16 protein-coding genes are annotated in these 18,297 nt (G+C 62.3%); 2 read left to right on the forward strand and 14 right to left on the reverse strand.

The window, feature by feature from the left end:
- Window positions 1–60: 60 nt before the first annotated feature.
- The 3 genes from NKH54_RS02930 to NKH54_RS02940 form a co-directional block, all read right to left on the reverse strand.
- Window positions 61–1,239 carry an MFS transporter gene (locus NKH54_RS02930; RefSeq protein ID WP_023683655.1) on the reverse strand — a complete coding sequence of 393 codons (1,179 nt, stop codon included), beginning with the start codon at window positions 1,237–1,239 and terminating at the stop codon, window positions 61–63.
- Between the two features lie 115 nt (window positions 1,240–1,354).
- Entirely contained in the window at window positions 1,355–2,746 is a 1,392-nt protein-coding gene (locus NKH54_RS02935; RefSeq protein WP_353027691.1) for an FAD-containing oxidoreductase, read from the reverse strand.
- The gene (locus NKH54_RS02940) at window positions 2,743–3,204 is read right to left on the reverse strand and encodes a membrane protein (protein ID WP_023669981.1); all 462 of its coding nucleotides are present in this window, start codon (window positions 3,202–3,204) and stop codon (window positions 2,743–2,745) included. Before NKH54_RS02940 ends, NKH54_RS02935 begins: the two co-directional genes overlap by 4 nt.
- 153 nt (window positions 3,205–3,357) lie before the next feature.
- On the opposite strand from NKH54_RS02940, the gene NKH54_RS02945 reads away from it, so the two are divergent.
- Window positions 3,358–3,915: a sugar O-acetyltransferase gene (locus tag NKH54_RS02945; RefSeq protein ID WP_352521370.1), complete on the forward strand. Its 558-nt coding sequence runs from the start codon at window positions 3,358–3,360 to the stop codon at window positions 3,913–3,915.
- A gap of 15 nt (window positions 3,916–3,930) precedes the next feature.
- Here the strand turns inward: NKH54_RS02945 and NKH54_RS02950 are convergent, their stop codons facing one another.
- The gene (locus NKH54_RS02950) at window positions 3,931–4,926 is read right to left on the reverse strand and encodes a helix-turn-helix domain-containing protein (protein WP_353027692.1); all 996 of its coding nucleotides are present in this window, start codon (window positions 4,924–4,926) and stop codon (window positions 3,931–3,933) included.
- A 127-nt stretch (window positions 4,927–5,053) separates the two neighbouring features.
- On the opposite strand from NKH54_RS02950, the gene NKH54_RS02955 reads away from it, so the two are divergent.
- The gene (locus NKH54_RS02955) at window positions 5,054–5,692 is read left to right on the forward strand and encodes a cysteine hydrolase family protein (RefSeq protein WP_353027693.1); all 639 of its coding nucleotides are present in this window, start codon (window positions 5,054–5,056) and stop codon (window positions 5,690–5,692) included.
- Between the two features lie 74 nt (window positions 5,693–5,766).
- Here the strand turns inward: NKH54_RS02955 and NKH54_RS02960 are convergent, their stop codons facing one another.
- From NKH54_RS02960 to NKH54_RS03005, 10 genes are all read right to left on the reverse strand, one after another.
- Window positions 5,767–7,446 carry a formate--tetrahydrofolate ligase gene (locus tag NKH54_RS02960; protein ID WP_023669985.1) on the reverse strand — a complete coding sequence of 560 codons (1,680 nt, stop codon included), beginning with the start codon at window positions 7,444–7,446 and terminating at the stop codon, window positions 5,767–5,769.
- Window positions 7,447–7,758: 312 nt separating this feature from the next.
- Complete coding sequence (locus tag NKH54_RS02965; protein WP_023686165.1) at window positions 7,759–8,883, reverse strand: DUF2333 family protein; 1,125 nt, start codon at window positions 8,881–8,883, stop codon at window positions 7,759–7,761.
- A gap of 16 nt (window positions 8,884–8,899) precedes the next feature.
- Entirely contained in the window at window positions 8,900–10,204 is a 1,305-nt protein-coding gene (locus NKH54_RS02970; protein WP_023823386.1) for a DUF6638 family protein, read from the reverse strand.
- Between the two features lie 332 nt (window positions 10,205–10,536).
- Window positions 10,537–12,447, reverse strand: coding sequence for an ATP-binding protein (locus tag NKH54_RS02975; protein WP_353027694.1), 1,911 nt, complete (start codon window positions 12,445–12,447; stop codon window positions 10,537–10,539).
- 21 nt (window positions 12,448–12,468) lie between these two features.
- Window positions 12,469–13,335 (reverse strand): hypothetical protein, encoded by an 867-nt coding sequence (locus tag NKH54_RS02980; protein WP_353027695.1) that lies wholly within the window; start codon window positions 13,333–13,335, stop codon window positions 12,469–12,471.
- A 59-nt stretch (window positions 13,336–13,394) separates the two neighbouring features.
- Window positions 13,395–14,540, reverse strand: coding sequence for a hypothetical protein (locus tag NKH54_RS02985; protein WP_023806017.1), 1,146 nt, complete (start codon window positions 14,538–14,540; stop codon window positions 13,395–13,397).
- A 27-nt stretch (window positions 14,541–14,567) separates the two neighbouring features.
- Window positions 14,568–15,656, reverse strand: coding sequence for a hypothetical protein (locus NKH54_RS02990; protein WP_023733373.1), 1,089 nt, complete (start codon window positions 15,654–15,656; stop codon window positions 14,568–14,570).
- Between the two features lie 321 nt (window positions 15,657–15,977).
- Window positions 15,978–16,361, reverse strand: a complete 384-nt coding sequence (locus tag NKH54_RS02995) for a c-type cytochrome (protein WP_023734985.1) — start codon at window positions 16,359–16,361, stop codon at window positions 15,978–15,980.
- An 84-nt stretch (window positions 16,362–16,445) separates the two neighbouring features.
- The gene (locus NKH54_RS03000; protein WP_023691608.1) at window positions 16,446–17,624 is read right to left on the reverse strand and encodes a glycosyltransferase; all 1,179 of its coding nucleotides are present in this window, start codon (window positions 17,622–17,624) and stop codon (window positions 16,446–16,448) included.
- 14 nt (window positions 17,625–17,638) lie between these two features.
- On the reverse strand, window positions 17,639–18,250 hold the full coding sequence (locus NKH54_RS03005) for a thymidine kinase (RefSeq protein WP_023683669.1): 612 nt from the start codon (window positions 18,248–18,250) through the stop codon (window positions 17,639–17,641).
- Window positions 18,251–18,297 lie beyond the last annotated feature (47 nt).

Below are 18,297 nucleotides of genomic sequence, written 5' to 3' on the forward strand. Positions count from 1 at the left end.
TGCACTTTTGCCGAAGGGCTGTCGATTGGTCCAGTTCGCGCCGCCATGGGCGCAATGGAATTATTCGGCGGCGGCCGGAACCGTCGTTATCGGCGCCGATCCTTCGAGCGCCTGCGAGACAACGGCTACGCTGACCGCCAGCAGGGCCAGCACCGCGCCGACCAGCGGCAAATGAGCATAGGAAACGCCGGCCGACAGAGCCACGCCGCCGATCCAGGCCCCGCTGGCATTGCCGATATTGAATGCGCCCTGGTTGAGCGTGGCGGCGAGGTTCGGCCCTTCCGAAGCCGCTTCGACGACGCGGATCTGCAGCGGCGGCACGACGACGAAGATCAGCAGTCCCCACAAGAAGACGACGCCGATGGCGACGCTGGCGATAGCGCCGAACTGCATGAAGCCGACAAACAGAACCGCCATCAAAAGCAGCGTGCCGATCACCGTCGGCATCAATTTCCAGTCGGCCAGCCGGCCGCCGATGATGTTGCCTATGGTCATGCCGGCGCCGAACAGCAGCAGGACCCAGGTGACCGCGGAGGTCGACAGGCCGGAGACATCGGCAAGGTAGGGCTTGATGTAGGTGAAGACGGCAAACAGGCTGGCCGAGGCCAGCGAGGCGATCAGCATGGCGAGCCAGACTTGCAGCTTGCCCAGCACGCGCAGTTCGCTGCGCAGGCCGCCGCCGCTCGGTTCGGCGACATTGGATGGCACCAGCCAGGCGATGGCCGCAACAGAGATCAGGCCGATGCCAACGACGGCAAAGAAGGTGGAGCGCCAGCCGAAGGCTTCGCCAAGCGCGGTGCCGGCAGGAACGCCGAGAATGTTGGAGAGCGTCAATCCCGCGAACATCATCGCCATGGCGCTGGCGCGCTTGTTGCGCGGCACCAGGCTGGCGGCAACGACGGAACCAATGCCGAAAAAGGCGCCATGACCGAACGCGGTGAAGACGCGCGCGGCCATCAGAAGCCAGTAATTGGGCGCAATGGCGCAGAGCAGATTGCCGACGACGAACATCGCCGTCAGCGCGACCAGCACTGGCTTGCGCGGCAGATGCGCGGTGGCCATGGCGACGATGGGTGCGCCGAAGACGACGCCCAGCGCATAGCCGGTAACCAGCAGGCCGGCCGAGGGGATCGACACGCCGAGATCGGCCGCAACCTCCGGCAACAGGCCCATGATGACGAATTCGGTGGTGCCGATGCAAAAAGACGCAATGGCAAGCGCAAGGATCGGCAAAGGCATGGAAAATCCAGACTGAATCGGTTCAATTCAGACTGAACGAGAAGCCTTGCCGCGCGCAATGCACATTGCTGCAACGCACCAATGCAGAAAGCGCCGAGCTTGACGCGGGGCTATGTCAGGCGAGCGGCTTCAGCTCCTGGGCGATGGTTGGCAACAGCTCCGAGACGTTGGGGTGGATATGCACGGCGCGCGCCAGCGTATCGACCGGCGCCTTGGCGTACATCAGGTCGAGCACGCAGTGCACCGCCTCGTCGCCGCCGGGGCCGAGCACGGAGCAGCCGAGGATTTGCCTGGTGTCGGCATCGACCAGGATCTTCATGAAACCTTGCGTCTCGCCCTTTTCGATGGCGCGGCCGACGCGGGTCATTGGCCGCTGGCCGACCAGCGCCTTGCGCCCGGATTTCTTCACCGCCGCCTCGGTCATGCCGCAGCGGCCGAGCGGCGGATCGATGTAGAGCGCATAGGCCTCGATGCGGTCGCTGACCTTGCGCGGATCGTCGTCGAGCAGATTGGCGGCGACGATCTCATAGTCGTTGTAGGAGGTGTGGGTGAAGGCGCCCTTGCCGTTGCAGTCGCCCATCGCCCAGATGCCGGGCACGCTGGTGCGCAACTGGTCGTCGACGGTGACGAAGCCGCGCAGGTCGACCGCGACACCGGCCTTGTCGAGACCGAGATCGTCGGTGTTGGGGGTGCGGCCGAGCGCCAGGAGCACGTGCGAGCCGACAGCCGGCGGCTTGCCGTTCGAGAAGGTCACGGCGATGTCCTCGCCCTGTTGGGCAAAGCCGATGTTGTCGGCGCCGACATGGACCGCTACGCCTTCATTCTCGAGGACCGACAGGATGGCCGCTGAGACGTCCTCGTCCTCGCGGCCGGTCAGGCGCGGGCTCTTCTCGATGACGGTGACTTCCGAACCGAAGCGGCGGAACATCTGCGCGAATTCGAGCGAGATATAGCTGCCGCCGACGATGACGAGGTGGCGCGGCAGAATTTCGAGGTCCATCATTGAGGAGTTGGTGAGGTAGTCGACGTCGTTGACGCCGGGCAGGTCGGGCACCGAGGCGCGGCCGCCGGTGTTGAGGAAGATCTTTTCGGCAGTCAGAAGCTCGTCGCCGACGCGCACCGTGTTGGCGGATTCGAAGCGGGCATGGCCGCGATAGAGCGTGCAGCCCTTCATGCCGGCGATCCAGGTCTCCAGATTGGTGCGGGAGTCATTGGTGACCTTGTCCTTGCGCGCCTTGATCCTCTTGTAGTCCACGCCGACAGGGCCTGAGAACGTCACGCCATAGTCCGCGGCACGCCGCGCCAGATGCGCGGCATAGGCGCTGGCGACCATGGTCTTCGTCGGCATGCAGCCGGTGTTGACGCAGGTGCCGCCGACCAGCTTGCGCTCGATCAGCGCCACGCTCATGCCGGCTGACGTCAGCCGGCCGGCGAGAGGAGGGCCGGCCTGTCCGGCGCCGATGATGATGGCGTCGTATGTCTTGGCGTCTGAGGCTTGGGCAGTCATACCACCGCCGCCACGATCAGCAGGCCGCCGATGATCGCCACCGCGTCCTCGATGAGGGCGGCAGGCAAATCCTTGCCGAAGGCGGCGGCCAACCGGCCGCGCGCTTCGGCGCCGCCATAGGTGCCGATGACGGCACCGATGGCGCCGGCAATCAGGCCGCCAATGGTGGAACCGGCAGTGGCGCCGATCACCGCGCCGCTGAAGGCGCCAAGCAGGATGCGGGCGCCGAATTGCTGCGGCACCTTGCGGCTCGGCGTCGAGGGCAGCTGGTCGGTGACCAGTTCGACGATGGCGAGGATGGTGAAGATACCGACGGCGGCCCAATGGCCCATGAAACTTGCCCAGGTGCCGGCCACCGGCAGCCATCCGAGATACGCGCCCCAGGCGATCGCGCCCGGCGCGGTCATGGCGCGAAGACCGGCAATGACGCCGATCAGAAGTGCAAGCAAATAGAGCATTTAGATCCCCTCGAAAGCAGGCCCGGGACTGGCCCACGAGGCAAGCTAGCATAGGTCCTACGTTTGACGAGAGTAGGCGATGGTGCTTCTTCCATCAGTGAGCATTGTACTTTGGTAACCAGTCGAACACGACGAAGGGACGGAGTCGCTGTGATGGCCGGAAGCGAACGCACAAGGATGATTGCAGGCGAATGGTACACCTGCATCGACGACGAACTGGAGGCGCTCCGCGTGATCGCGCGAGATGCGGTGTTCGAGCACAATGCGCTGCCGCCCCAGCAACGCGGCAATATCGGCCCGACGCTATTGGCGCTGCTCGGCAGCGCGGGCGCAGGCTCCCGGATCGAGGCGCCGTTCCACTGCGCCTACGGTTTCAACATCCATCTCGGCGACGGCGCCTTCCTCAATGCCGGCTGCACCATCCTCGACCCCGCGCCGGTGCGTATCGGCAGGCGGACGCTTCTCGGCCCCAATGTGCAGATCTACTGCGCCGAGCACCACAAGGAGGCCGCGGGCCGTGAGGCGGGACTGGAGATTGCTCGGCCGGTCACCATCGGCAATGACGCCTGGATCGGCGGCAGCGCCATCATCCTCGGCGGCATCAGCATCGGCGATGGCGCCATAGTCGGCGCCGGCGCGGTGGTGACGCGCGACGTCCCTGACAACACCACGGTGGTCGGCAATCCGGCGCGGGCCGTCAAGCGGGGCTGAACTCGTCGTGGGCGGTCAGTATGAAGCCGTGCGTGCCATGCGCTCGTCCGGACCGGCTCGCCGCGAGAATTCACGCCGGTATTGGGCCGGTGACGTCTTGAGCCGTGCGGCGAAATGCTGGCGCAGCGAGGTGGCGCTGCCGAAGCCGGCTTCGAAGGCCACCATGTCCATCGATTTTTCCGTCGCCTCCAGCAGCCGTTGCGCCAGTTCGATGCGTTGGCCGGCCAACCATTCGCCAAAGCTGGTGCCGTTCGATTTCTGGAAACGGCGGGTGAAAGTGCGCCGGGTCAGGCCCGCGGCCTCCGCGACGCGGTCGAGGTTGTGCGTTTGTCCGAGCGTTGCCCGCACCGTGTCGAGCGCCAGGGTGACGCGGTCGGTGGCCGGGGTTTTCGCCAGCGGGCGCTCGATGAACTGCGCTTGCCCACCCTGCCGGTGCGGCGACAGCACGATGTGCCTTGCCAGCCGCAGCGCTACCTCTGCGCCATAGCGCGCGCGCACAATGTGCAGGCAGCAGTCGAGCCCGGCGGCGACGCCGGCCGAGGTGACGATGTCGCCGTCGTCGACATAGAGCACGTCGGCGTCGACTTCGATGTCCGGGTACAATGCCTGCAACCGGTCGGTGGAGGCCCAGTGTGTCGTCGCCCGCCGGCCCGCAAGCAGCCCGGCGGCGGCAATGGCGAAGGTGCCGAGACAGAGGCCCACGATCACCGCACCGCGCCGGTGCGCGTGGGTGAGCGCTGCCAGGAGCGGCGGCGGAAGTGGGGCCTCGAGATCCTTCCAGCTCGGAATGATGACAATGTCGGCATCGTCGAATGCGGAAAGGCCATACGGCACCGCGATGGTCAGCCCGGCATCGGTGTGGATCGCTCCATCGTCGAGCGCGCAGACGCGAAAGTCGAAACGCGGCAGGCCAAGCTTGGTGCGGTCGGTGCCGAACACCACGCACGGCACGGAGAGGTGGAACGGGCTGATGCCGTCAAAGGCGAGAACGGCAATGATCGGGTCGGCCATGCGTGTTTCCAGCAAGCGAAAAGCGGATTGTCCCAATTCTTTCGAATGATGTCAATCGGGCCACTTTTGGCAGTCGGGGGATTCGCCTATTTTCGACCTGTCCCATTCAAGCCCGAAGGAGAACACCATGTCCGCCAATATCACGCCGCGCCGCGCACTCATCGTCATCGATGTCCAGAATGATTATGATGGCGGCAACCTCGCCATCCAGTGTCCGCCGTTCCGCGACAGCGTCGTCAATGTCGCGCGCGCTATGGATGCCGCCGCTGCGGCCGGCGTGAAGGTGGTGGTCGTCAAGCAGATGGCGCCCGAGACCTCGCCAGTCTTCGCCAAGGGCAGCCATGGCGGCGAACTGCATCCCGATATCGCCCGGCGAAGCCGCGACCACTATGTCGAGAAGTCACTGCCTAGCGCCTTTGCCGGCACCGACCTCGAGGCGTGGCTGCGCGCCAATACTATCGATACGATAACGGTGATCGGCTACATGACGCATAATTGCGACCTGTCGACCATCATCCACGCCGCGCATGTCGGCTTTGCGGTCGAGTTCCTGTCCGACGCCACCGGTTCGCTGCCTTACGCCAACAGCGCCGGCTACGCCTCGGCCGAGGAGATCCACCGCGTGGTGTCCATCATCCTGCAGTCGCGCTTTGCGGCCGTGCTCAAGACCGCCGAATGGATCGATTCCCTGAAGACCGGTGCTTTGCCCGAACGCGACACACCCTATGCGTCAAACCAGCGCGCGCTGGCGCGCAACGCTGCATAGGCAAATCTGTCCCCGAAAAGCAAAAGGGCGGCCAGTGGCCGCCCTTCTTGGATCTCGCAACGATCTCGAAATTTTCAAAACAGGCCTTCGATCTGGCCGATCTCGTTGAGGAAGATTTTTTCCGAGGACGGCGCCTTGGGCAGGCCGGGCATGGTCATGACCTCACCGCAGATGACGACGACGAAGCCGGCGCCCGCCGAAAGCCTGACCTCGCGCACCGGCACGGTGTGGCCGGTCGGCGCGCCACGCAGGTTCGGGTCGGTCGAGAAGGAATATTGGGTCTTGGCCATGCAGACCGGCAGGTGCCCGTAGCCGGCCTGCTCCCAGGCATGCAGCTGGTCGCGCACCGACTTGTCGGCGATCGCCTCGTCGCCGCGATAGATGCGCTGGACGATGGTGTTGATCTTCTCGAACAGCGGCATTGCGTCGGGATAGAGCGGCGCGAACTGCGAGGCGCCGGATTCGGCGATCTCGACGACCTTGCGCGCCAACTCCTCAATGCCGGCAGAGCCATTGGCCCAATGCTTGCACAGGATCGCCTCGGCGCCGAGCGAGGCGACGAAATCCTTCATCGCCTGGATTTCCACCTCGGTATCGGTGGTGAAATGATTGATCGCCACGATCGCAGGCACGCCGAACTGTTTCACATTCTCGATGTGGCGGCCCAGATTGAGGCAGCCCTTCTTGACTGCCTCGATGTTTTCCTTGCCGAGGTCTTCCTTCTTGACGCCGCCATTCATCTTCATGGCGCGCACGGTGGCGACGATGACGGCAGCCGCCGGCTTCAAACCCGCCTTGCGGCACTTGATGTCGAAGAATTTTTCGGCTCCGAGGTCGGCGCCGAAGCCGGCTTCGGTGACGACGTAGTCGGCGAGCTTCAGCGCCGTGGTGGTGGCGACCACCGAGTTGCAGCCATGCGCGATGTTGGCGAACGGGCCGCCATGCACGAAGGCAGGGTTGTTCTCCAGCGTCTGCACCAGGTTTGGCTGCATGGCGTCCTTCAGCAGCACCGCCATGGCGCCGTCGGCCTTCAAGTCGCGGGCATAGACCGGGCTCTTGTCGCGGCGGTAGGCGACGATGATGTCGCCGAGGCGCTTTTCCAGATCCTTGAGGTCGGTGGAAAGGCACAAGATCGCCATCACTTCAGAGGCGACGGTGATGTCGAAGCCTGCCTCGCGCGGATAACCGTTGGCGACGCCGCCGAGCGAGCAGATGATTTCGCGCAGCGCCCGGTCGTTCATGTCCATGACGCGGCGCCAGGCGACGCGGCGGGTGTCGATGCCGAGCTCATTGCCCCAGTAGATGTGGTTGTCGATCAGCGCCGACAAAAGATTGTGCGCCGTGGTGATGGCGTGGAAGTCGCCGGTGAAGTGGAGGTTCATGTCCTCCATCGGCACGACCTGCGCGTAGCCGCCGCCGGCGGCACCGCCCTTGACGCCGAAATTCGGGCCGAGCGAAGCCTCGCGGATGCAGACGATCGCCTTCTTGCCGATGCGGTTCAGACCGTCACCAAGGCCGACGGTGGTGGTCGTCTTGCCTTCGCCGGCCGGCGTCGGGTTGATGGCGGTGACGAGGATCAGCTTGCCGTCCTTGTTGCCCTTCACCGATTTGATGAATTCGGCCGAAATCTTCGCCTTGTCGTGGCCGTAGGGCAAAAGGTGCTCGGTCGGGATGCCGATCTTGGCGCCGATCTCCTGGATTTGCTTTTTCTTGGCGCCGCGCGCGATCTCGATGTCGGACTTCACTTCGGCCATGACGGCTTTCCTTCGGATTGGACGGTGGAGGGGACGGGTTTGATCTCACTCGCAGGCATGTTGAACCCGGGCGCGGGCATGTTCTAACCCTGTCGCTCCCGCGGCGTCAACTTGCATGCAACTATGTTTCCTATGAAGAAAGTGTCTCCGCGGCCGGCCGACCTGTCGCCGGTTCTTCCTGGCTCCGTTGCCGCGCCGTATAGAAGCCAGAGGACGCGACGTTCCGCCGTCTCAAAACAGCCGCCCAATGCACGGAATGCGACAGAGGCGACGGCGCAAATTCCCCATCGCTCGCCGGGAAAGCAGTGAACGCTACTGAGTCAGGACGTTGCTGATCTCGACCATGTTGGAGCGCACGCGAAGCACGTAGAAACCCATCGTCGTCAGGTGCGTCGGCATGATCCAGCCATCCTCGCGGCCATTGGCGATGATGAAGGGCTGGATGCGCAGGGCCGAGACGAATTGCGCATCCATCGTGTCCCACAGATTGCCGAGATGCTTTTCCTTGATGACGTCCTCGAAGTCGGCCTGGGCGCCCTTCATCAGGCCGTAATAGGCATAGAGCTGGCCATAGGCGAACCAGAAGCGGTCGTCGGCGCGGAAGTCGAACCAGCCATTGTTATGGTTTTCGGCGCGCTCCTTGAGGATCGCCGATGTCGAACCGATGTCGGAAGAGATGCGGTCGATATACTGCTTCAGATTGTCGGCGCGGGCATCGAACGTCGCCTGGCAGCTGCCGAGGCGGGCGTTGAAGGAGCGCAGCTTGGTGACGGCATCGCGATAATAGCTCGGCGTCGGCGTCTTGGGGCCGAACGGGTTGAGGCCGAAATACCAGGTCTCCTCGTCGAACTGCAGATTGCCGCGCGCATCCTGCAGGTCGCCGTCGATCTGCGATGTGGTGCGGACACGGCCGAGATTGTCGGCAAGCTCGGTGGCGGTGCGCCGCACCGCCTGGTTGATGCCGCGCTGGAACGAGGCCTTGTTGTCCATGAACGGCGTGTTGTCCCAGTCGATGCCGAACAGGCCGAGTTTGTAGAGGATCATCGACGAGATCCAGGCATTCTGGTTGACGTTGAAGTCCGTCAGGTCGGCCGCCACCTGGGCGATGCCCGAATTGCCGCAGGTCTTGGCGGTGTCGGTGCCGGCGCCGGCCGCGACCTGTTCGCCGGCGGAAATGTTGCGGTTCTCGAAGGTGTATTTGTCGACGTAGTTGGGATCGAACTTGTTCCACCACTGGGTGGCGTAGAAGAAATTGGCGTAGAGGCCGATCAACACCAGAAGCGCGAGGCCGACCACAGCCTTCAGGATCCAGCCGCGCTGCGTATACCAGCGCCCAGCCCAGAGGAACGGCCACAGGATCGCGCCGATGACGAGGCCGATGCCGCGGCCTATCCATTGGAAGATGCGGGTGAAGAAATTCACGATCGGATCAAGCATGGCTCTCGTTCACCCCTCAGTCAGTCAGGCCGTAAAGGCGCGTGCGAAACGCCACTTTGTCTTTCAAATATGTGGTTTTCAGAACGTCCACAACATGCGACCGCCAGGCGTCGCTGTAGCCGTCATAGTCCTTGTAGAAGCCCGGCTTGTTGAAGACGTAACGCGAGACAAAGTCCTGCGGCACGAAATCCGAGATCAGCTGGTTGGTCAGCCAGGCGTCGGGATGGTCGGGCTTGCCACGCACGACCAGGAAGCGCTGTTGCGGAAACACATCCTCGATCTTGAGATGGCCGAGCTGGGCGATCTCACGCTTGGCGGCGTTGAGAAAGGGGAAATTGCCGTCCTTGGTGATCAGATCGGCATGGCCATGGATCCAGGTCTGCAGCCAGACCTTGTCGACCTCGGTCAAATTGCGGTTCGGCTCTGTGTCGCGGATGAGAGCGCGCACCACCATCTCGGCGCGATGCTCGAGATAGCCCGAGCTTTCGACCCATGACGCGCGCGGCAGTTCGATGCGGCCGGTGCTGGCCAGGAACTTGAACACCTTGTCGGCATCGTTGATCGAGAGATAGCTGACCTGCCAGGGCCGCGAACGGCGAAAGCCGGGGGCGGCCGGGTCGCCGATGACGGTGGTCATATCAGGATCGACGAAGACGTAGACGCCGCCGAAATGGCTGGTCCAGTAGGCGTTGTGGCGGAAGATCACCTGGTCGGGCACCAGCGCATTCTCACGGATATCGCCGCAGACCTTCGCCAGCTCCACCATACGGCTCAGCATGGTGTTGTCGCGCCAGGCATCGGGCTCCTGCTTCAGCCGGTCGACCAGCTTGCCGAGTTCGGCGGCCTTGCCCAGCACGTCCTCGGCCGAAAGCACCCTGAACTCGACCTGGCTGATCGACAGCAGATCCTCGATGTCGTTGACCAGGGGAACGGAATCCTCGATCTCGCCGTAGATGACATCCTTGATGGTCAGCGCATCGATGGCGCGCTGGTTCTTGGACATGAACTCGAACATCAGCTGCGAGGTGTTGGAAAAGGCGGTGTGCACCACCGGCAGATCGATCTGCGACGGCGTCAGAATGACGAAGCGGCGGTTGACCTCGTTGGGATCGAGATAGTCGTAGTCGCCGCATTCCTCGGCCACTTCGGGCGAGAAGCCGGTGCGGTCGATCTGGAAGCTCTTCAGCTTGGTCGGTTTGAGGCCGAAGGCGACAAGCGCCTTGTTGTAACGCTGGATGAGGTGCGGCTCGTCGACGGTGAGCAAGCGGCCGTAGATCAGCTCATTGTCGCGGAGAAGGTCGGGCTTTTTGGCGTGGCTCATGCAGAACGTTCCGAGTGGCGTTGCCTGTTGTGGCGAAGCGCCAACGCTGACGCCTCCCTCTCCCCGTTCTGCACGGGGAGAGGGCAAGGGTGAGGGGCAGCGCTAGCATTCAAGGACATGTCTCCCCATGGCCTTTGGCGGCAAAAATCGAAGATCATTGGTCCGGATGTGCCGATCGAGGCGCTGTTCGATAGCTGCCAGTATGGTCGTAGCGATCTCTGGTCCACGCATGCGCCGCCCCTCACCCTTGCCCTCGCCCCGTGAAGGACGGGGAGAGGGGGGCGTCAGCGTTAGCGCCAAGCCTTTCAGCACCCGCGGGCAGCGAAGGAAGCTCACGCATTCCACAGCCCCTTCTTCTTCATCTCCTCCATCTCGCGCCCCGCCCGTTCGCGCAGGCGTGCGTCGCGCAGCAGCTTCTCCACCGCGGCGTCGTCGGATTTGTCGGAATAGCGGAACTCCGAGTCGGCGTAGCGGTTGATCTCCTGCATGACCATGTCCATCGAGAACGGCCCACGCAGTTCCTCGATCATGGCTTTCTTCTCGTCGTAGCCCTTGTGCATGAAGGCTTCCGGCTTCTCGAACCAGTCGTCGGGCAGCTCGATGTCCATGGCGCGCATCTTGATGGCGTCGGTGACGTTCTTGATGGCTCGGCCGGTGAAGCGCGGCTCGGCATCCTTGATCAGGTGCAGATAGGTGCCGATGTCGGCCATCGATTTCGGCGCGCCATTCTCCTTCATGTAGCGCTCATAGACCTTCATCAGCCCGTCTTCCTGAGGCTTCTCGTGCTCCTCATAGGCTTCGGTCATCGCGCGCTGGATCTCCTGCGCGGCGTAGAGCTTGTGGTCGCCGAGTGGGATCTTGTGGTTCTTGCCGGCAAGCAGGACGAAGATGTCGATATAGTCGTCGCGGCTCTGTGGGCCGTCGACCAGCCAGCGGGCCCCGGCGCGCTGGCGCAGCGCATCGTCGACATTTTCGGGATAGTTGGAAAACATGCCGAACGAGCAATTGCCGCGCACCACCGTGCCGGCGCCGGCAAAGGCGTCCATCAAGACGCCGGTGATTTCCTGTTGGCCGGCCGAGGCGCGGTCGTCGGAGCGGCGGGCCGCCACCTGGTCGATGTCGTCGACGGTGCCGAAACCGATGACACGTGGGTTCAAGACATTGTTGATGAACTGGCGGCAATTCTGGCCGGATTTGCCTTGGTAGGACGAGATCTGGTCGACGCCGAAATTCTCATAGGCGAAGGGATAGCCGGCAACCTGGCAATAATTGTTGACGAGGCCGGCGATCATCTGGATCAGCGTCGTCTTGCCGGTGCCCGGCGCGCCATCGCCGATGAAGGTGAAGAGGAAGCCGCCGAGCTCGACGAACGGGTTCAGCTCGCGCTCGAAATCATAGGCCATCAGCATCTTGGCGAGCTTAACCGACTGGTATTTGGCGATGTGGTTGCCGACGACCTCTTCGGGCTTCTTGAAGGTCATCACCAGCGGTTTCGAACGCTTGCCGGGCGCGACGTCGAAGCCGTCGAGGGTGAAATCGTCGGCGTCGATGCGGATGTGGGCGTTCTCGAACGGACCGATGCCGTCGAAGCGGCCTTTGCGGGCCAGCAGCCCATCAATGGCGACCCGTGCAAAAGCTCGCGCGCGCGTCGTCAGGTCGCCATCGTCCTTGGAGTCCGCAATCGCCTTGTCGAGACCGGCGACGATCGACTTCACCGCGTCCTGCGGCGTGTCGAACAGGAAGTCGGGTTCGGGGATATCGTTGGGCGCCTCGCCATCGCTGTCGATCAGCTGGAACAGATAGGAGGCAAGGCTGAAGGCCGAAACGTAAGCAGAGGCTGACAGAAGCTTCTTGAAGGTCGCCGCCTCATCGCCCTCAAGAGGCGCACGGGTGTTCTTGGCCTGGAGGCTTTCGAGGTCGGAGCCCTCGGCGAAGACGTCGGAGATGGCGAGCGCTATCGCCAGGCCGCGGCGGGCGCGGAACAGCAGCGTGTGCTGCGGGATGCTCATCAACTGGTCGTCGGGATGGATCGCGGCGACGGTCTTGGTAAGCTCGACCTCGCGGGTACGGCGCACCGAGCCGACCGAGACTGTCGAGACAAAGCGGCGATTGGTGCCGGCAAGTGCTGTGCCGGATTCGCGCGCAGGGTCTTCCAGAACCACGACGCGGGTGATGAAGCTCTGCGCCGTGGCGCGGTGCTTTTCGATTGCGGCTTCCGGGATGGTGGTCAGGCCGGTGTCCATCGTATCAATCCTCCTCGCGACTCACTCTTGTGCCTGCCCTCGCGTGAGCAAAATTGAAAACATCCCGTCAAAGGGTTCGTGATCGGGAAAGCGTTCGGCTTGAAAGATGGCCTCTCCCGGCCCTCCAAGCTTGAAACGGCAACGCTCAGTCCGTGCAAGACAATAAGCGACAGCCTGGTACTCAGTTAGGTCCGCTAACATCGCGCTAACGCAAATCTGATTCGGTTTTCCGTTGTTAGATGGCGGTCCGAATTCAACACGGTCTTCTGGCTCAAATGCATATCTTTTCATCAATCTTGGCCAGTGATATTCGACAAGCTTTTGTCTATTGCCGCAAAAGAACTGAATCACGATTTTTACATTGTAGCTATATCTTGGTTGCCGACTCTGTCTTATTCCAATGATCGGACGGGATGAATTACGTGTTCGGACAGGTAATTTTTCGACCGGAACGAGCATGACGCCTCCGGATCGAATGTGACGGTATGCTTCATATTGATCCAATTCGTACCAATAGAAAGTACAGATCGTGTCACCGTCTGTATTTTCATCTTCAGACCGCGAAGTAACCGGTCTGTAGCCGAACCCGGAAAACCATTCGGATAAGCCGGAAATTTGTTGAAGAACAAAAAACGCGGCAAGCGCCGGGTCTGCAACATCGATATAATTGAAAGCTTCAAGCTTCCGCACCCCATCCGGTAATCCTCGATGACGCCACCGACTTTCAACGTGAACCCGGTGTCCGAGAATGCGCTCAAGGTTACGCAATGGTCGGGCGGTCAGTTTGTGTTTCTTGTAAGCACCGATATGCATATCGACATCCCACCAAGCGAGAACCCGGTAGGGCGATTCATTACTGCGGGAAGCAAGGTTATCCGTTTCGATCACAATCGCCTTCTGCCCCTGACCGCGCCCCGGAGATTGTCAGGCCCACCAAAAATGCCACCTCACACATCGCTGATCACCTGTCCGTTGGACAGAATATGGACCTTGTAGCCGGAAAAGATCTTTTGAGCTTCGCCGGCGGCGTAGAGTGCTTGATAGGCTTCGTGCGGGATCAGGGCGTGGTTCTCGTAGCTCGACACACCCTGGCGCGCGGCTTCGAGATCGTCGGTGTTGATAAAGAATTCCTGCGTCGTCTTATCGCTCGAAAACAGCCCCTTGCGGCCGGGCTTCTCGCCCTTGGAGTAGATCTCCTGGATGGTCCAGGTGAGCAGCCAGGCATTTTCCGGCTTGCGCACCTTGGCCAGCACTTCGGCCACCGTCGAATTGTTGTCGGTAATGCCCGCGGAATAGAAGGGGCCGAGCACGACGCGGCGCAGCTGCTTGGGGTGCAGCGGCTCGAAATCCTTGTCGAGATTGACCGCAATCGTTGCGGGCGAAAGCGTGTAGGCGGAATTCTTCTCGGTGAAATCGTCGAAACGATGGGCGAGTTCGGGGTTGAGCAGACCGTCTACCGGCAGCGGGATGTCGACCCGTTCATTGAGCTTGCCGCTGCTGTCAACGAGCTGCCGGATCATGCTTTCGGAGGAATCCTCCACCGTCACCATGTAGACCAGCGGCAGGTTGGCGCTGCCGTCGAAGCTCGCCCAGTGCACGAGGTAATAGGGGCGCCCGGTCTTTGGATTGACCGAGACCTTGGCCGTCTGCGCCAGCGAGAACGGGCCAAAAGTCTGTTCGCTCTTGACGTCCTCGAGATAGAGCCGCTCGGCCATCGACTTCTGCAGCGCTTCGGGGAATTCCTTGTGGCGCAGGATGAAGTCGGCCATTTCCTCGCGCAATTCGCCGGCCAGCGGAATGTTGGCCAGCCGCGCCTCGGCCTGGCGGCGGTCGTTTTCCAGTTCGAGCAGGTTCTGGAAGACGGGATAGCCGCTGTCGGCGCGCGAAATGCGGAACGTGTCCATGAAGCCGAGCCGGTTGCGCCAGCAGGAAAACGATTTGTCCAGCCGGGCAATGTATTCGGCGACAATCTTGGCGACGATGCCGTGCCGGTAAAGCGGCGAGCGGTCGTCGCGCATGAACACTTCAAGGCCGCTGAGTGCCGCCGTGATGGCGGAAAAATAGCGCGCCGCCGCTTCGTTTTCGGGAGTCATGCCGGTGTGCCCGCGTGCAGCCGCTCCTTACGACTGCACGTAGTTGGCCGAATTGTGCTTCTTCATCACGTCGTCGAAACGGCGGGCGAAGGCGTCGTCGGCGAGCTTCTTGCGGCGCTGGATGTCGGAGCTGGCGACCATGTTCTTCTCGTGCATTTCGAGAAGATCGCCGATGTGCTTTTGCGAGGCGGCGCCAATGCCGGCCATGGTCTCTTCGGCGGTGTTGTCGACCTGGCTGCCCAGCGTGTTGATCTTGTGGGCGACATCCTGCTGGGCGGCGGTCTTCAAGGAATCTTCCAGTGCCTTGTAGAGCACGATGCGCTGCTCGGTATCGATGGTCAGCTTGTTGATAAGCGTCGACTGCGCTGCGATCTGATTGTTGAGCGAATCGACGAAGGTCTGGAACATCGAGGTGTAGCGTTCCAGCGTCTGGCTTTCGGCCAGAAGCTCCTGCTCCTTGGCCTGCTTTTCATTGTATTCGGTCGCCAGTTTCGAGCGCTCGCCCTCAAGCTGCGTGCGCTCCTTCTGACTGGTAGAAGCGGCGATCTTGTTTTCGATGTCGAGCAGCAGCGGATTGACCTCCTCGATGCGCTTCTGCACCGCCTCGAGGTTGGTCATGGTGACCTTGCGGCGCTCGATCACCTGCGACAGGCTGTTTTCCGAGGTCTTGTAGCGCTGGTCGAGGACCTCTTTCTGCGCTTTCAGGATGCCGACGATGGTGTCGGACTTGACCAGAAGCTCCTGCAGATTGCCGGCCAGCGACATGTTGCGGACGCGGTCGGTGCGCATGCGCTGCTTGCGTTGCGCCGAGAAGATACCGACGAAGCTTTCCCAGCCGGTGTAGTTCTTCATGCTCTCGAATTCAGTGCCGAAGACGTTGGTGGCGTCTTCCAGCCCGATGATCAGGTCGGCGATGTTGCCTTCCATCACCTTCTGCTGCTTCAGCACGTCCTCGATGCGGGCATTCTCGATGTCGAAATTGGCGTCTCCGATCTTCTTGTCGGCGGTGGCCAGCGTATCAAGCACGGTGCCGGACTGCTCGATCTTGGAGCGCATGTCCTGCACGACCTGCCTGGTCTTGGCAATTTCGGCATCGAAATTCTGCAATGTCGCCATAGGGGCCTCCCGCTTCGGCTTCCGGTCGCTGGCTGCGAACAGCGGCGAATATATGTGGGGTATCAGGGGATTGAAAGACGCAAGACAAGACCCGCCCCGAAAACAAAAAAATGCCTGGTCGTCTTGAAAGGCAATGAAGGCGGGGTCATGGCGTGATTAACCAGCCGGCCAAGTATTGTTCAATTGTCATTGAACTTTGACGGCTGCGAAGAAGTCGATCTCGGACAGTGTGGGTGTGCTGAATTCGACAGAGGGCTCAATGAGTTGCAAGCGCGAGACAGCTGGCGGAAGCCGTCGCCATCACGCTACGCATCGCGCCGTTCAAGGCTTCGGATCGGCCTTCAGATAGGCGATGACGTTGGCGATGTCCTCGTCGCTGCTCAGGCCGGAGAAGCCCATCCTGTTGCCGGGTACTTTCAGCTTGGGAGCGCCGAGATAGGCTTTGAGGTTGGCTTCGTCCCAGACCAGGCCGGCCGCGCCGGCGTCCTTCATGGCCTGCGAATAGTTGAAGTTCTGGGCGGTGCCGGCGATGCGGCCGACGATACCGAGGAGATGCGGGCCGACCTTGTCGCGGTCGCTTGCCGCCTCGTGACAGGCCATGCAGCGGTAGAACACTTTCTTGCCAAGTGCTGCATCGCCGTCGGCCAGCGCGGCGAGGATACCGGCCAAGTAAATGACAAGGCCTGATGAAATGGCTCGAAGCATGGCGGTTCCCGGCTGGCTCTGGCTGAGGGCAAAATAGGCTGCAGGCCTTAACAAACGCCGTATGCCGGTGGATAGCAGCCGGGCTCAATCCGTGCGCGGGATCGCCGCGACCGCCTGCTTGACCTGCTTTTCAATCGCCGCCGACGAATGATTGTCGCGCACGAAAGCGCGGCCGATCTCCGCCATCTCGGCGGCCGCTTGCGGGCGTGTCGCGAGATCGATGATTTTCAATGCCAACTTGCCGGCATCGTCGCTGGACAGGAAATGCCTGCCCGCCTGCAGGCCAAGCCCTTCGACGGCCTTTTCGGTGGCGGCGACGACAAGGCCCGCCGCCATCGCCTCCAGCACCTTGATGCGGGTTCCGCCGCCGAAGCGCAGCGGGATCGGCGCATAGCCGGCACGCCCAAGCAATTCCGGCAGATGCGGTGGGTTCTCGATCAACCGCAGACCATGCCTGGTGCATAGACCGCGCACGACATCGCGCGGGTTTCTGCCGGCGACGGTGATCGACCAGGGCCGGCCGGAGGCGGCGAGGCGCGGCGCCATCGCGCGGCCGATCTGCTTGACGGCGTCGATGTTTGGGAAGTAGCCGAGATGCCCGATGAAGCACAGGCTGAGCTCACTGAAGCGCTCGGCAGCAATTGGCAGGGAAAGCACGCTCTCGTCTGGAATGGGGTTGGCGACGAACCTGACGTCGTTGACGGGGCCGAGAGCGGACAGAAGCGCTTCGTCGGCCCGCGAACAAACCCAGACCTGGTCGGCCAGGGCAGCCGCACACCTGTCGGCTTCGCGCGCCTCTGCCTTCCTTCGCCTGTTTTGGCGCCAGTCTCGAATTTGCTGCCACAGCGTCAGGCCGGCGATCCGGTCGGACACCGTCCGGGAATCAATGTTGTGCTGGTCAAGGACGGTGCGCGCGCGATGCTTCGGCGCCAGCGTCAGCAGCTGCGAAAGCACGATCTCCTCGATCACCACGAGATCGGGCGCGAATTCCCTCCAGATGGCGTCGGCTTCGGCCAGCTCGTCGTCCGGCATCATATGCACGGTCGGGTGCGGGCTGCGCCTGCCCCAAGGCGCCCTGCCGCGCGCTGCCTCGATGATCCGGTGACGGATGTTCGGCGGTGTGGAGGGTGCCGGGGCGCCAGTCAGGCTTACCGTCAGGACCTCGCCCATCGATGCCAGGGCTCGTGCATTGGCGGCGTTCCGGATCTCTCCGCCGGAGACCGGCGGAAACGGGCAATCAACTGTGAACTGCAGAATTTTCATGTTGTCCCGGCCGTTCAGCCTCTGGTGAAGCCAATGAAATCGTCGGGCGCGGCGCGGCCCATTTCCTCTTCCCAGTGGCGGCGGCAGAGCGAGATATAGACGTCCTTGCCGATCGCCACCTGTTCGCCTTGTCTGGCCACCTTGCCGTCAGCGCCGAGACGCACGACCATCGTCGCCTTGCGGCCGCAGCGGCAGATGGTGCGCACTTCGCGCAGATCGTCGGCGATGGCCAGAAGCGCTCGCGAACCGGAAAACAGATTGCCCTGGAAGTCGGTGCGCAGGCCGTAGCACATCACCGGGATGTTCAGCCGGTCGGCGATACGGGCGAGCTGCCAGACCTGCTCTTCCTCGAGAAATTGCGCCTCGTCGACAAAGATGCAATGCACCGTCGTATGTTCGTGATGCTCGGCGACGCGAGCGTAGAGATCGTCGCCGTCGCGGAACATCTCGGCCTCCGTCTCCAGGCCGATGCGCGACGAGATCAGCCCGGTATCGCCCTTTCTGTAGTGGCCGGCGACGAACAGCATCGTCGTCATACCGCGTTCGCGATAATTGTAGGACGCCTGCAGCAGCATTGTCGTTTTGCCGGCATTCATCGTCGCATAGTGGAAGTAGAGCTTGGCCATGCCGTCCTTTTAAGCCGAGTTGGCGCGGCGCGGGGAGAGGGCACCGC

Origin of the sequence: Mesorhizobium sp. M1004 (assembly GCF_040318795.1) — a bacterium.
In the GTDB taxonomy this organism is placed as follows: Bacteria; Pseudomonadota; Alphaproteobacteria; order Rhizobiales; family Rhizobiaceae; genus Mesorhizobium.

What these genes read in the sequence shown, in the direction of transcription:
- NKH54_RS02930 (WP_023683655.1), bottom strand. Translation starts at nt 1,239, where the DNA reads ATGCCTTTGCCGATCCTTGCGCTTGCCATTGCGTCTTTTTGCATCGGC.
- NKH54_RS02935 (WP_353027691.1), bottom strand. Translation starts at nt 2,746, where the DNA reads ATGACTGCCCAAGCCTCAGACGCCAAGACATACGACGCCATCATCATC.
- NKH54_RS02940 (WP_023669981.1), bottom strand. Translation starts at nt 3,204, where the DNA reads ATGCTCTATTTGCTTGCACTTCTGATCGGCGTCATTGCCGGTCTTCGC.
- NKH54_RS02945 (WP_352521370.1), top strand. Translation starts at nt 3,358, where the DNA reads ATGGCCGGAAGCGAACGCACAAGGATGATTGCAGGCGAATGGTACACC.
- NKH54_RS02950 (WP_353027692.1), bottom strand. Translation starts at nt 4,926, where the DNA reads ATGGCCGACCCGATCATTGCCGTTCTCGCCTTTGACGGCATCAGCCCG.
- NKH54_RS02955 (WP_353027693.1), top strand. Translation starts at nt 5,054, where the DNA reads ATGTCCGCCAATATCACGCCGCGCCGCGCACTCATCGTCATCGATGTC.
- NKH54_RS02960 (WP_023669985.1), bottom strand. Translation starts at nt 7,446, where the DNA reads ATGGCCGAAGTGAAGTCCGACATCGAGATCGCGCGCGGCGCCAAGAAA.
- NKH54_RS02965 (WP_023686165.1), bottom strand. Translation starts at nt 8,883, where the DNA reads ATGCTTGATCCGATCGTGAATTTCTTCACCCGCATCTTCCAATGGATA.
- NKH54_RS02970 (WP_023823386.1), bottom strand. Translation starts at nt 10,204, where the DNA reads ATGAGCCACGCCAAAAAGCCCGACCTTCTCCGCGACAATGAGCTGATC.
- NKH54_RS02975 (WP_353027694.1), bottom strand. Translation starts at nt 12,447, where the DNA reads ATGGACACCGGCCTGACCACCATCCCGGAAGCCGCAATCGAAAAGCAC.
- NKH54_RS02985 (WP_023806017.1), bottom strand. Translation starts at nt 14,540, where the DNA reads ATGACTCCCGAAAACGAAGCGGCGGCGCGCTATTTTTCCGCCATCACG.
- NKH54_RS02990 (WP_023733373.1), bottom strand. Translation starts at nt 15,656, where the DNA reads ATGGCGACATTGCAGAATTTCGATGCCGAAATTGCCAAGACCAGGCAG.
- NKH54_RS02995 (WP_023734985.1), bottom strand. Translation starts at nt 16,361, where the DNA reads ATGCTTCGAGCCATTTCATCAGGCCTTGTCATTTACTTGGCCGGTATC.
- NKH54_RS03000 (WP_023691608.1), bottom strand. Translation starts at nt 17,624, where the DNA reads ATGAAAATTCTGCAGTTCACAGTTGATTGCCCGTTTCCGCCGGTCTCC.
- NKH54_RS03005 (WP_023683669.1), bottom strand. Translation starts at nt 18,250, where the DNA reads ATGGCCAAGCTCTACTTCCACTATGCGACGATGAATGCCGGCAAAACG.